Genomic DNA, 13,170 nt, shown 5'->3' with positions numbered 1-13,170 from the left:
CCCCGGCCTCCAAACCACCGGAACCAACCCCGACACCCCCGTCGGCTCCCCCTGCACCACCGGAGCGAACGGCACCTGCTCCGCAAGCGGCCTCCCGCTGGGCACCTACTACTGGCAGGAAACCGCCGCTCCCCCCGGCTACGAACTGCCCCAGACCGCGGTGACGACCGTGGTCCTCGACACCGACGGACAGAGCATCCCCGTCACCGTCCAGGACACCAAGACCATCGCCCCGACCGGCTCCACCACGGTCACCAAGGTCGACTCCGCCACCGGACAACCACTGGCCGGCGCCACCTTCCAACTCTGGCACGAGACCAACGGCGTCCCCGGCCTCCAAACCACCGGAACCAACCCCGACACCCCCGTCGGCTCCCCCTGCACCACCGGAGCGAACGGCACCTGCTCCGCGGACAACCTTCCGTTCGGCACCTACTACTGGCAGGAAACCGCCGCTCCCCCCGGCTACGAACTGCCCCAGACCGCGGTGACCACGGTCGAACTGACCGTGGACTGCCCGTGTGTGACGATCACGGTCGAGGACGAGAAGTGCCCGCCGAAGCCGTGTCCGCGCCCCCCTCACCCGCCGCACTCATGGGCCTCAGCGGACTCATGGACCCTGTGGGGCGGATGGAACCTCTGGGACCTGGTACGCGGTGAGTCCGGTCCGAACGAGGACTGCGCTTCCGCGTCGCCCACTTCCTGGAAGCGCTCCTGAAGGACCGCTCCGGCGCGAGCGCGTGAGGGCATGACGCGATGGACCGGCCGGAGGAGCCCGCAGGGGCTCCTCCGGCCGAGTGCGCCGACAGCGCGTCAGGTGACCACCGAGGTCCCCAGCCGGCTCATCGAGGCCGAAGATCCTCAACAGAATCCGGGCCTCTGAACGCGTCCTAGCCCAGTGCCTGCTTGAGGTCGGCGAGCAGGTCGTCGATCGACTCGATGCCGACCGAGACGCGCACCAGGTCGGCGGGCACCTCCAGCGCCGAACCGGCCACCGAGGCGTGGGTCATCCGGCCCGGGTGCTCGATCAGCGACTCCACGCCGCCGAGCGACTCGCCGAGGGTGAACAGCTGCGCGCGGTTGCAGACCTCGACCGCAGCCTCCTCGCCACCCTGGACCCGGAACGAGACCATGCCGCCGAAGGCCTTCATCTGCTTGGCGGCGATCTCGTGGCCGGGGTGCTCGGGCAGGCCCGGGTACAGCACCTGGCTGACCTTCGGGTGGCTCGCCAGCAGCTCGGCGACCTTCTCCGCGTTGGCACTGTGCCGGTCCATCCGGACACCCAGCGTCTTGATGCCGCGCAGCACCAGCCAGGCGTCGAACGGCCCGGAGACGGCGCCCATCGCGTTCTGGTGGTACGCCACCTCCTCGCCCAGGCTCGCGTCGGCCAGCACCAGCGCACCGCCGACCACGTCCGAGTGGCCGCCCATGTACTTGGTGGTGGAGTGCACGACCGCGTCCGCGCCGAGCGCGATCGGCTGCTGCAGGTACGGGCTGGCGAAGGTGTTGTCGACCACCAGCAGCGCGCCGGCGCCGTGCGCGACCTCGGCGAGCGCGGCCAGGTCGGTGATGCCCAGCAGCGGGTTGGACGGGGTCTCCACCCAGACCGCGCGGGTGTTGGGGCGCAGCGCGGCCCGGACGGTGGCCAGGTCCTGGGTGTTGGCGACGGAGAACTCGACGCCCCAGCGGGTCAGCACCTTGGCGAACAGCCGGAAGGTGCCGCCGTAGGCGTCGTTGGGGATCACGATGTGGTCGCCCGGCTTGAGGATGGTGCGCAGCAGGGTGTCCTCGGCGGCCAGGCCGGAGGCGAAGGCGAGGCCTCGGGCGCCGCCCTCCAGCGCCGCGAGGCACTCCTCCAGCGCGGTGCGGGTCGGGTTGGCGCTGCGGCTGTACTCGTAGCCGCCCCGCAGGCCGCCCACCCCGTCCTGCTTGTAGGTGGACACCTGGTAGATCGGCGTGACGACGGCCCCGGTCTGGGGGTCTGCTTCCTGACCCGCGTGGATGGCGAGGGTCTCGAAGCCCTGGGGAAGCTGGTGCTCGGTCATGGGTCGAGCCTAGTGGCCGTGCGGCCCGGCGCCCTCCGGAACGTCCCAGCCCGCCGTGAACCGGGCCGGCTGCGAACCGGGGCTGCGGCGGAATCCGGGCGGCGCCGGAATCCGGGGGCGGCCCGCCGCGTTGAATCCTGCGCAACCCTCCCTACCCCGCAGGAGCAGGCCGTGCTGTTCAACCGCCACAAGACCTCGCTCGTTCCCGCCGACCAGGCGCTGCCCGGCCGGGAGTCGCCGGGCTTCGCACTGCGCGAGCCGCACACCGTGCTCGGCCACCCGCTCACCGGGCCGTACCCGGACGGCCTGGAGGTGGCCGACTTCGGGCTGGGCTGCTTCTGGGGCGCCGAGCGGACGTTCTGGCGCCTGCCCGGTGTCTGGACGACGCTGGTCGGCTACCAGGGCGGCTACACCCCCCACCCGACGTACGAGGAGGTGTGCAGCGGGCTGACCGGGCACACCGAGGCGGTCCGGGTGGTGTTCGACCCCTCGGTGATCTCCTACGAGCGGCTGCTGAAGACCTTCTGGGAGGCGCACGACCCGACCCAGGGCAACCGCCAGGGCAACGACGTCGGCACCCAGTACCGCTCCGCCGTCTACACCCACTCCCCCGCCCAGGCCGCCGCCGCGGCCGCCGGCCGGGACGCCTTCCAGCCGGCCCTGACCGCGCTCGGCTACGGCCCGATCACCACCGAGATCGCCCCGGCGGGCCCGTTCTACCCGGCCGAGCCGTACCACCAGCAGTACCTGTCCGACGCCAAGAATCCGAACGGCTACTGCGGCCTCGGCGGCACCGGCGCCTCCTGCCCGATCGGCGTGGCCCGCACGCAGGGCTGACCGTCCGTGACCGTTCCGGCGGGCCGGCCACCCGAGGTGACCGCCCGCCGGTCGGGGCGCAGACTGGAAGGGCCAGCAGACGGGCCTGCCTCCTCTCCGCGCGGGCGGCCGGGCCGTCCGCGCGGAGAGGAGTGCGCCATGTCCGGTCTCGTCCGCATGAACTTCGACGCCCCCGAGGAGGTCCGCCCCTTCGAGGAGGGCACGGGGGAGCTGCGCCTGGTCAACCTGGACGCCGGCCCGGTGGGCCGGGCCGTGTTCCACCCGGGTTGGCAGTGGTCCAAGCACGTGAAGCCGATCGCCAGGACCGACAGCTGCCGGGCCGCCCACACGGGGTACGTGGTCTCGGGCCGGATGAGGATCGTCATGGACGACGGTCAGGAGACCGAGTTCGGCCCCGGCGACCTGATGATCTGCCCGCCCGGGCACGACGCCTGGATCGTCGGCGACGAGCCCTGCGTCATCGTCGACTGGCAGGGCTTCGCCGACTACGCCAAGCGCTGACCGGCGGGCTCCCGGCGGCTCCCGGCGTCAGACCGCGCTGCCGGCCTTCCAGGCGGCCCAGCCGAGGTTCCAGCCGTTCAGGCCGTTGTCCGGCGCGACGGTCTTGTCGCCGGAGTTCACGACCTCGACCACGTCGCCGACCATGGAGCTCTTGTAGAACTTGTAGCCGTCCGTGCTGCCGTCCTGCGCGCCCTTGGCGTCCTGGAGGCCGATGCAGCCGTGGCTGGTGTTCTGGCCGCCGAAGATCGACGACGAGGACCAGTAGTTGCCGTGGATGAAGGTGCCCGAGGTGGTGAGCCGCTGGGCGTGCGGCACGTCCGCGATGTCGTACTCGCTGCCGAGGTTGACGGTCTGCGAGTTCATCCGGGTCTGCTGGAACTGCTCGGAGATCACCATCTTGCCGCCCCAGGTGCGGTGCTCGGGCGACCCGCCGGAGATCTTGTAGACGGCGCTGACCTGGCCGTCGGTGGTGACGGTGAGCTTCTTGGCGCCGAGGTCGGCGACGCTGGTCTGGGCGCGGCCGATGGTGAAGCGGACGTCCTTGGACTGGGTGCCGTAGACGCCCTTGGCGCCCTCGACGTCCTTGAGCCGGAGCTTGAGGGTGACCTTGGTGCCCTTGGCCCAGTACTCCTGCGGCCGGAAGTCGAGGCGGGTGCTGGAGAACCAGTACCCGACGATCTCGACGCCCGGCTCGGCTATCACGGTGATCGCCTGCTGGACGGCCTTGCGGTCGGTGATCGGCTTGCTGAAGGTGATCGAGACGGGCATGCCGACGCCGACGACCGAGCCGTCCTCGGGCGTGAAGTAGCCGACGAAGGTGTTGGCCGGGGTGGCCGTGGTGAAGGTGGCGTTGGCGTCCGCCTCCAGCTTGTCCTTGTCGAGGGCGGTGGCGGCCACGGTGTACTTGGTGCCGCTGGCGGGGGCGGCGGCCGAGGTCCAGCTGGCGCCGTCGGAGGCGAGCTGGCCGGCCAGTTCCTTGCCCGTGGAGTCGGTGACCTTGACGGTGCCCAGGGTGCCGTTGCTGACGGTGACCTTGACCGGCTCGCTGAAGCTGGCGGAGGCGGCACCGTCCGCAGGAGTGACGGTGATGACGGCGGTCGAGGTCTTCGGCGCGCTGCTGGTCCCGCCGGAGCCGCTGCCGGTGCCCGGGGTTCCACCGGAACCGCCCGAGCCGCCCGAGCCGTTGGCGTCGGCGCTCTTGGTGTCGTTGCAGGCCGCGAGCAGCAGGACCGGCGCCCCGATCAGGCCCGCGAGCACTCCGCGCCGGCTCCAGTTGCCTCCGCCTGCCCGCCCCTGACCGTCCCGTGCCGTCACGTCGCGTCTCCCTGCTGATCATCCCGGGCATTTACGGATACAGAAACGCAATCCGCCCGTGCACGGTTCCACCTCCGAAGGGTAAGCGATCGTATGAGATGACCCAACTTCCCGGTGAACAGGGAAAAAACGCCCGGCCTGCGGGGCAGACCGGGCGTTCACGAGCGGTGACGAGCCAGCGGGGCGAGGCCGCTACTCGGCGGACTCGTCCACCACGTACTCGTCCCACCCCTCGTTCTCGGGGTCGAACTCGGTCTGCGCCGACTCCCAGGTCGCCGAGGCCAGCTCGACACCCGGCACGTCGCCGAGCAGCGCCACCGGGTCGATGAAGTGGGCGAGCGAACCCGACGGGTCCACCTCGATGGCGTCGACGGACTGGGCGCGCTCGTCGTCGTCGAGGTACTCGTCCTCGGTCACCTGCTTCAGGGCGGCCGCCTTGAGCGCGCCCTCGTCGGTGATCTCCGCGATGAGCTCGATCTTGAGCCGGACGTAGCGCGGCTCGTCCTGGGTGGTTTCAGTGCTGGTCATGCGTGTGAGCGTACGGGAAGGGCCGGTCCCTCGGAGAAGGACCGGCCCTGCCGTTCTCCGCCTCGGTTCCCCCACCCGGGAACCGCGGAGACGCGCCGTGCGGCGCGAGGTGCCGCGGGAGCCGCCGCACCCTGTCGACCGGCCGCAGCCGGGCAGGGGCGGGACGACGGCGCCTCCCGCGGAGGCCCCTCTCCCCCGTTGCCGGGCTGGAGGGCGGACACGGCGGGCCGGGTCAGGACCGCCCGACGTGTCCGGAGCCGACCGCGTCCGCCGGGGAGCCGCTCCCGGACAGTTGCCGTCGTCTCGCTCGGCGTCTTGCCGTTGACCACCACGATGCCGGACCGTTGTTAACCGCGTGCTGCGGGCAGGTGACGCCGGTGTACCACTTCGCCCGTGGGCGAACCGCGGGCAAAGCGTGGGCGAACCCTCGTCCGCCCCGCCGACCGGGGCCGGCGGCGGGATCGGGGCCGGCGGCGGGGCCGGTCAGGGCCGGGGCCTGGGCCGACGGGTCAGTGCGCGGCGCGGCCGGCGAGGAAGCCCAGCAGGTCCTGGCGGGTGACGATGCCCTGCGGCTTGCCCTCCACCAGCACCACCGCGGCGTCGGCCTTCTCCAGCACGGTCATCAGGTTGGTGACCGTCTCGCCCGCACCGACGACCGGCAGCGGCTTGGACATCACCCGGTCCAGCGTGTCGGTCAGCTCGATCTCCTTCGCGAAGACGCCCTCCAGCAGCAGCTTCTCCGCCACCGAGCCGATCACCTCGCCGGCCATGATGTCCGGGTGACCGGCACCCGGGGAGACCACCGGCATCTGCGAGACGCCGTACTCGCGCAGCACCCGGACCGCCTCGGCGACCGTCTCGTTCGGGTGCATGTGGACGAACTGCGGGATGCCCTCGTGCTCGATGGCGTCCTTGCGGGCCAGCACCTCGCCGATGTGCGCCTCGTCGGTGGCCGAGGGCAGGAAGCCGTAGTCGGCCATCCAGTCGTCGTTGAAGATCTTGGACAGGTAGCCGCGGCCGCCGTCCGGCAGCAGCACCACCACGACGTCGTCCGGGCCCAGGTCCTTGGCCACCTCCAGCGCGGCCACCACGGCCATGCCGCAGGAGCCGCCGACGAGCAGGCCCTCCTCCTTGGCCAGGCGGCGGGTCATCTGGAAGGAGTCCTTGTCGGAGACGGCGACGATGCCGTCGGCGACGTCACGGTCGTAGGCGGTCGGCCAGAAGTCCTCGCCCACGCCCTCGACCAGGTACGGCCGGCCGGTGCCGCCCGAGTAGACCGAGCCCTCCGGGTCGGCGCCGATCACCTTGACCTTGCCGCCCGAGACCTCCTTCAGGTAGTTACCGGTGCCGGAGATGGTGCCGCCGGTGCCGACGCCCGCCACGAAGTGGGTGATCCGGCCCTCGGTCTGCTCCCACAGCTCCGGACCGGTGGAGTGGTAGTGCGAGGCCGGGTTGTCCGGGTTGGAGTACTGGTCCGGCTTCCAGGCGTTCGGGGTCTCCCGGACGAGCCGGTCGGAGACGTTGTAGTACGAGTCCGGGTGCTCGGGGGCCACGGCGGTGGGACAGACGACCACCTCGGCGCCGTACGCGCGCAGGGTGTTGATCTTGTCGGTGGACACCTTGTCCGGACAGACGAAGATGCACTTGTAGCCCTTCTGCTGGGCCACGATCGCCAGGCCGACACCGGTGTTGCCGGAGGTCGGCTCGACGATGGTGCCGCCCGGCTTCAGGGCGCCCGAGGCCTCGGCGGCCTCGATCATGCGCATCGCGATGCGGTCCTTCACCGAACCGCCGGGGTTGAAGTACTCGACCTTCGCCAGCACTGTCGCGCTGATGCCCTCGGCGACCTTGTTCAGCTTGACCAGCGGCGTGTTGCCGACGAGGTCGATGATCGAGTTGTGGTACCGCACGGGGGTCCTCCCGGTTGTGGGCATGCGAGTGCTTTCGGTACTGCAAAGCCTAGGCCGTGCCGCCCGCCCCAGCCCGCCCTTCCGCCCCACCCGTCCCTCACCCCGCCCCGGCCCCGCGCGGCGGCCCCCCACCCGCCCTCCTCCCCCCAATGGCCCAGCCCCGCAGGTAGCCCCGGCCCCCGCGCGGGTAGGAGGGGGGTGCAGGCATCGCCATGGCCCCGGAGGGGGCGGCACGAGGACGCGAAGGGGGCATCGGATGCCAGGGGCACAGGACTCGCGGGCCCGGGTGGCCCGCCGGATCGCCACCGCGGCGGCGTACGGCGGCGGCGGGCTCGGCCTGCTGGGCGTGGGCCTGGTGGGCGTGCTGCTCACCGAGAGCAAGCTGGCGATCCAGGCCATCGGCGTGCTGGAGGGCGATCCGCCCAAGGCCGACGGCGTCTACGGCGAGGCCTTCGCCGACAGCTCCGCCGCCACGCAGCCGCCGCTGGTGCTGGCCGTCCTCGGTGACTCCACCGGCGCCGGCCTCGGTGTGCTGCGGGCCCGGGAGACCCCGGGCGCGCTGCTGGCCGCGGGCCTGGCCTCGGTGGCCGAACGCCCGGTCCGGCTGGTCAACGTGGCCCGCACCGGCGGCCGTTCCGCCCACCTCTCGGGCCAGCTGGAGCAGGCGCTGCCGCACCACCCGGACGTCGCCGTGCTCATGATCGGCGCCAACGACGTGACCCGGCACAGCCCGGCCCAGCTGGCCGTCCGCCAGCTCGGCGAGGCGGTCGCGGCGCTGCGGGCGAACGGCTGCGAGGTGGTGGTCGGCACCTGCCCGGACCTCGGGACGATCAAGCCGGTGCACCCGCCGCTGCGCTGGGTGGCCCGTCGGCTGAGCCGGCAGCTGGCGGCCGCGCAGACCATCGCGGTCGTGGAGGCCGGCGGCCGGACGGTCTCGCTGGGCTCGCTGCTGGGCCCTGAGTTCGCGGCGCGCCCGGAGATGTTCGCCGCCGACCGCTACCACCCGTCCGCCCAGGGCTACGCGACGGCCGCGATGGCCGTGCTGCCCTCGGTGTGCGCCGCGCTCGGTCTCTGGCCGGAGGAGGAGCGCCCGGCCGCACCCGTGCCGGGCGGGACGGTGCTGCCGGTGGCGATGGCCGCCGCCGCCGCGGCCGGGCGTTCGGGCACCGAGGTCGCGGCCGTCGAGGCGGAGGGCGCCGGCCGCCGCTGGGCGTTGCTTCGCCACCGGCTGCGGGTCGGGCTGCCCGGCTCGTGGGCGCCCGAGGAGGCCGGGGAAGGAGCCGTTCCAGAGGCCGGCGACACGTCGGCCAGCTCACACGCCGGGACGGGTGACGCCTGATCTACCAGGCGGTAACTTTCCTCCCGGACGCCTGTCCGCCGTCACCCAGCGAGGAGCCCGCCATGCCCGAAGCCGTCATCGTCAGCGCCACCCGTTCGCCGATCGGCCGGGCCTTCAAGGGCTCGCTCAAGGACGTCCGCCCCGACGACCTGACCGCCCACGTCATCCAGGCCGCCCTGGCCAAGGTCCCGCAGCTCGACCCGCGCGAGATCGACGACCTGATGCTCGGCTGCGGCCTGCCCGGCGGCGAGCAGGGCCACAACCTGGCCCGCATCGTGGCCGTCCAGATGGGCATGGACTACCTGCCCGGTGCCACCATCACCCGCTACTGCTCGTCCTCGCTGCAGACCACGCGGATGGCACTGCACGCGATCAGGGCCGGCGAGGGCGACGTCTTCCTCTCGGCCGGCGTGGAGACCGTCTCGCGCAGCGTGAACGGGACCTCGGACGGCATGCCGGGCACCACGAACCCGGTCTTCGACGAGGCCCAGGCCCGTACCGCCAAGCGCGCCGAGGAGGGCGGCGGGGAGTGGCACGACCCGCGCGAGGACGGCCTGCTGCCGGACGCCTACATCGCGATGGGCCAGACCGCCGAGAACCTGGCCGCGCTCAAGGGGATCACCCGCGCCGAGCAGGACGAGTTCGGCGTCCGCTCGCAGAACCTCGCCGAGGCCGCCATCAAGGCCGGCTTCTGGGAGCGCGAGATCACCCCGGTGACGCTCCCGGACGGCACCGTGGTGAGCAAGGACGACGGCCCGCGCGCCGGCGTCACACTGGAGGGCGTCTCCGGCCTGAAGCCGGTGTTCCGGCCGGACGGCACCGTGACCGCCGGTAACTGCTGCCCGCTGAACGACGGCGCCGCCGCGCTGGTCATCATGTCCGACACCAAGGCCCGGGAGCTGGGCATCACCCCGCTCGCCCGGGTGGTCTCCACCGGCGTCAGCGCGCTCTCCCCCGAGATCATGGGCTACGGCCCGGTCGAGGCCTCCCGGCAGGCGCTGCGGCGGGCCGGCCTGACCATCGACGACATCGACCTGGTCGAGATCAACGAGGCCTTCGCCGCCCAGGTGATCCCGTCCTACCGGGATCTCGGCATCGACCTGGACAAGCTGAACGTCAACGGCGGCGCGATCGCCGTCGGCCACCCGTTCGGCATGACCGGCGCCCGGATCACCACCACCCTGATCAACTCCCTGCAGTGGCACGACAAGCAGTTCGGCCTGGAGACCATGTGCGTCGGCGGCGGCCAGGGCATGGCGATGGTGATCGAGCGGCTCAGCTGACCCGCCGGGCCGCCCCGAAAGGGTCTGGACCACCCATTTGGAGTGACCGTGAGTAATTGAGGGCCGGATCACATCGCGAGGTCGATCCGGCCCTCTTTTCGCTCGTTTTCAGCTCGGAAATCGACACTGCGGAGCGGATCAACTCCACTGCGTAGAACGGTGTTACCTAACAATTTGGGGACAAGAGCGAAAGTCCCCCACAAATTAGACATTCGCCACTGCGGCAACAGCCCCGGATGCGGCAGTGTGGACACGTAACCCCGTTCCGCTCCTCGCTAGGAGTACGTTCCGTGAGCGCCGTCTACACCATCCTGCTGCTGATCCTGATCACCGTGTCGACCGCCGTGCTGCTCCACCTCCGGGGACTCTCCCGCCGGCTGGACGCGCGGGCCGCGGCCCAGGCCGCACCCGCCCCGGTGGACCAGGCCGCGATACGCCAGGCCGTCACCGAGGCACTCGCCGCCGACCGCGAGCGGGAGATCACCGAGGCCCGGGCGTTCTGGGCCGAGCAGGAGGCCCGCGCGGCCGAGGACGCGCCACTGTTCGACTCCCCGTACACCGGCCCGTTCGCCAGCACCGACGAGTGGCCGCTGTTCTTCCCCCGCCCCACCGGCCCGCAGGACGCCGTCGACAACGCCGGCACCATGGACCCGGAGTTCGGCGAGGCGCTGCGCTCCGCGCTGGAGGACCTGATCAACGAGGGTCCCGCCGAGCCCGGACCCGAGGGCGGCTCGTCGCTGTTCCCCGGCCAGGGCACCGGCACCTTCTCCGCCGGCACCTCCTCCGCCGGCTCCGCCGAACCCACCGGGGACGCCCGCGCCCGCCGCGAGGCCGACCTGCTGGCCACCGGCCTGGAGGCCGGGCTGCTGGACGCCGACCAGGCCGTCGAGGACGCCCCGGTCGCCGCGCCCGACCCGCGCCGCCACCCCTCCCACCCCGACTTCGTGCCCAGCCAGGCGCCGTCCCGCGAGTGGACCGACACCCGGCTGGCCACCCTCGCCGACGAGGCCGTCGCCCTGATCGACGTCCGCCCGGGCCCGCTGGGCACCCTGGACGTGTACGCCTTCGCCGACGGCACCACGCTCTGCGTGGCCCCGGGCGACCGGGAGGCCGCCTACCGGCTGATCGACGCGGTCCGTGCCGGTGAGCACGTCCGGCTGCTCGGCGGCTCGCGCTTCTCCGGCTCGTACTCGCTGACCTTCTCCACCGACGAGGAGGCCGTCTACGTCCTCGCCGACCGGGTGGTCGCCAGCATCTGACGCCGCCCCAGCAGCGCGGCACACCACAGCACGCCGAAGGCCGGCCGGGTCAAGGGGTTACCGACCCGGCCGGCCTTCGGCGTGTCCGGACGTCTATCCGCAGAGCGCCGCCGTCTCGCGCACCGCGGCCAGCGCCCCGGCCAGCACCTCCGCGGCCGCCACCGGCCCGCCCGGCAGGGCGACCGCGTCGCCCTCCGGCAGCGCCGCCAGCGCGGCCGCCAGGTCGTGCCCGGCGACGGCCAGTTGGTCCCCCGCCGCGAAGGCCCCGGCGTCCGGGAACTCCCGCTCCGGCCCGCCCTCCGCCGCCAGCGCCAGGGCCGCCAGCCGCCGGGCCAACGCCAGCGCGGCCCCCGCCCGGGACTCGTACCCGGGCACGGCGCCCAGCAGTTTGCTCTGCGGCAGCGAGCGGAAACGATCCGCCAAGGAGTCGACGGCTTCGACCAGGAGCTGTACGTCATGCATGACAGGGAGCCTAAACGCCGCCGGGCCCCCGGAGCGTTTCGCTCCGGGGGCCCGGCGGCAGTGGTACGGCGGGAACGCGATTAGTCGTCGCCGCGCAGGATCGCGATCAGGCGCAGCATCTCGACGTAGATCCAGACCAGCGACAGGGTGAGCCCGAAGGCGGCCCGCCAGGCCTCCTTCTGCGGCGCGCCCTGGGCGATGCCCTCTTCGATCGCCGCGAAGTCCAGCGACAGGAAGAAGGCGCCGAGGGCGATGCCGATCAGGCCGACCACGATGCCCAGCGGGCCTGAACGCAGCCCCATGTCGGCGCCGAACGCCATCGCGATCATGTTGACCAGCATCAGCAGCACGAAGCCCATGGCAATCGCGATGCCGATCCGGGTGTAGCGCGCGGTGACCCGGATCCGGCCGCTCTTGTAGGCGAACAGCATCGCCGCGAAGACCGCCGCCGTGCCCAGCACCGCCTGGATCGCGATGCCGTTGATGACGGTGTTGAGCGCGTGCGTGACCGCGCCGAGCGCGAAGCCCTCAAGAGCCGCGTAGGTCAGGATCAGCGGCGGGCTGACGCTGCGCTTGAAGGAGACCACCAGGCCGACGACCATGGCCACCAGGCTGGCGCCGATCGCGAAGCCGAAGTTCTCGAACGGCAGCACGAACCAGGCCACCGCGCCGGCGGCGACCAGGGTCAGCAGCGTCATGGCCGTGCGCGCGACCACGTCGTCGAGCGTCATCCGCCCGGTGGCGGCGGGGCCGGCCGACGGCCCGTTGTACATCTCGTACAGCTGCTCGTCGGTCAGCGGGCCCTGCGCCTGCGGCTGCTGGGCGTAAGGGGTCCCCGCGTAGGGGTTGTTGCCGTACTGGCCCCCGGCCTGCGTGGTGGTACCGAACCCCGCGTAGCCGGGCTCGCGGGTGAAGGACCCCTCCCGCGAGAAGACCGGGTTGCTGCTTCTCATTGCACATTCCCTCCGTGGCGGCACTGCACCGCCCAGCCACCAGGGTAATGGCTTGGCAAAAATATCGGGATACGCCGCGAGGAGGATCACTGAACGACTCCCGGCGGGGACGCCGTCGGCGCCCCCGCGAGTCGAGCGGTGCCCGGAGCCGGACTCGAACCGGCACGGCCTCGCGGCCAAGCAGTTTTAAGCTGCCCGTGTCTGCGTTCCACCATCCGGGCGTCCTGAGGACGGACCCCTCCATCGGCCGGAGAAGAAGCGCTCCACCCCCGGTGCGGGCCACCCCAGAGCCTAGTCGCCCGCCTCGCCCTTTCGCATGTTCCCAGCCAGGGAAGTTGTCATGTTTCCTTGCGATCTGACGAACAGTCCGCAATTCGGCCACGAAGTGTACGAGTTCCGGCCACCGCCCAGCGCTCAGGGTCGGCGTCATACCCCAGGAGGAGGGCGTCACCTGGCCGTACGCCCAGCGGTGGTCAGGCCAACCGTCCGGCGGAGCGACGAGAACTCGTGATCACACGGCGGAGCATGGAGGTACGGCCGGGCGCCCCTGGCGGCCCGGCCGTCCAGGCGCCCAGCGCGTCTCCCGCAGCCCGCGACCACCAAGGAGCACCCCCGTGACCACGTCGACCGCAACCGCCGTCCGGACCGGCCTGGCGGCCGCCCGCGCCACCGGCCTCAACAAGGTCTACGGGGACGGGGAGACCCGCGTCGTGGCCCTCGACAACGTCAGCGTCGACTT

At 72.1% G+C, this 13,170-nt stretch carries 12 protein-coding genes and 1 tRNA gene; 6 read left to right on the top strand and 7 right to left on the bottom strand.

Annotated elements, in window-relative coordinates; translation table 11 throughout:
• Positions 1–718, top strand: a 718-nt coding sequence (locus tag ACIP37_RS36810) for a collagen binding domain-containing protein (protein ID WP_400845337.1), incomplete at its 5' end; no start/stop codon positions are given.
• Between the two features lie 172 nt (positions 719–890).
• On the opposite strand, the gene ACIP37_RS36805 is transcribed toward ACIP37_RS36810, so the two are convergent.
• Positions 891–2,045: a cystathionine gamma-synthase gene (locus tag ACIP37_RS36805; RefSeq protein WP_063348017.1), complete on the bottom strand. Its 1,155-nt coding sequence runs from the start codon at positions 2,043–2,045 to the stop codon at positions 891–893.
• A gap of 171 nt (positions 2,046–2,216) precedes the next feature.
• Between ACIP37_RS36805 and msrA the strand changes: the two genes are divergently transcribed.
• Positions 2,217–2,882: a peptide-methionine (S)-S-oxide reductase MsrA gene (gene msrA, locus ACIP37_RS36800; RefSeq protein WP_363621317.1), complete on the top strand. Its 666-nt coding sequence runs from the start codon at positions 2,217–2,219 to the stop codon at positions 2,880–2,882.
• Positions 2,883–3,020: 138 nt separating this feature from the next.
• Positions 3,021–3,383, top strand: a complete 363-nt coding sequence (locus ACIP37_RS36795) for a cupin domain-containing protein (protein ID WP_350880013.1) — start codon at positions 3,021–3,023, stop codon at positions 3,381–3,383.
• Between the two features lie 27 nt (positions 3,384–3,410).
• Here the strand turns inward: ACIP37_RS36795 and ACIP37_RS36790 are convergent, their stop codons facing one another.
• The 3 genes from ACIP37_RS36790 to ACIP37_RS36780 all read right to left on the bottom strand — a co-directional run bounded on the left by ACIP37_RS36790 (position 3,411) and on the right by ACIP37_RS36780 (position 7,159).
• Complete coding sequence (locus tag ACIP37_RS36790; RefSeq protein ID WP_350880015.1) at positions 3,411–4,697, bottom strand: Ig-like domain-containing protein; 1,287 nt, start codon at positions 4,695–4,697, stop codon at positions 3,411–3,413.
• 192 nt (positions 4,698–4,889) lie between these two features.
• Positions 4,890–5,225 (bottom strand): hypothetical protein, encoded by a 336-nt coding sequence (locus ACIP37_RS36785; RefSeq protein WP_063348021.1) that lies wholly within the window; start codon positions 5,223–5,225, stop codon positions 4,890–4,892.
• 509 nt (positions 5,226–5,734) lie between these two features.
• Complete coding sequence (locus ACIP37_RS36780) at positions 5,735–7,159, bottom strand: cystathionine beta-synthase (protein WP_400328293.1); 1,425 nt, start codon at positions 7,157–7,159, stop codon at positions 5,735–5,737.
• A 232-nt stretch (positions 7,160–7,391) separates the two neighbouring features.
• Between ACIP37_RS36780 and ACIP37_RS36775 the strand changes: the two genes are divergently transcribed.
• From ACIP37_RS36775 to ACIP37_RS36765, 3 genes are all read left to right on the top strand, one after another.
• The gene (locus tag ACIP37_RS36775; RefSeq protein ID WP_363585475.1) at positions 7,392–8,474 is read left to right on the top strand and encodes an SGNH/GDSL hydrolase family protein; all 1,083 of its coding nucleotides are present in this window, start codon (positions 7,392–7,394) and stop codon (positions 8,472–8,474) included.
• Positions 8,475–8,536: 62 nt separating this feature from the next.
• Positions 8,537–9,757, top strand: a complete 1,221-nt coding sequence (locus ACIP37_RS36770) for an acetyl-CoA C-acetyltransferase (protein ID WP_063348024.1) — start codon at positions 8,537–8,539, stop codon at positions 9,755–9,757.
• A gap of 290 nt (positions 9,758–10,047) precedes the next feature.
• The gene (locus ACIP37_RS36765) at positions 10,048–11,016 is read left to right on the top strand and encodes a hypothetical protein (protein ID WP_400809764.1); all 969 of its coding nucleotides are present in this window, start codon (positions 10,048–10,050) and stop codon (positions 11,014–11,016) included.
• A 93-nt stretch (positions 11,017–11,109) separates the two neighbouring features.
• On the opposite strand, the gene ACIP37_RS36760 is transcribed toward ACIP37_RS36765, so the two are convergent.
• The 3 genes from ACIP37_RS36760 to ACIP37_RS36750 form a co-directional block, all read right to left on the bottom strand.
• Entirely contained in the window at positions 11,110–11,478 is a 369-nt protein-coding gene (locus ACIP37_RS36760; protein WP_363629614.1) for a hypothetical protein, read from the bottom strand.
• Positions 11,479–11,558: 80 nt separating this feature from the next.
• A complete protein-coding gene (locus ACIP37_RS36755; protein WP_363589740.1) occupies positions 11,559–12,431 on the bottom strand; it encodes a Bax inhibitor-1/YccA family protein in 873 nt (290 codons plus the stop codon).
• A 139-nt stretch (positions 12,432–12,570) separates the two neighbouring features.
• Positions 12,571–12,652, bottom strand: a tRNA-Leu gene (locus ACIP37_RS36750).
• Positions 12,653–13,170: the final 518 nt, after the last annotated feature.

Source organism: Kitasatospora sp. NPDC088861 (genome assembly GCF_044750105.1).
GTDB lineage: Bacteria > Actinomycetota > Actinomycetes > Streptomycetales > Streptomycetaceae > Kitasatospora.
Note: the sequence above shows the minus strand (reverse complement) of the source record. Positions and strands in the feature narration are given on the sequence as shown.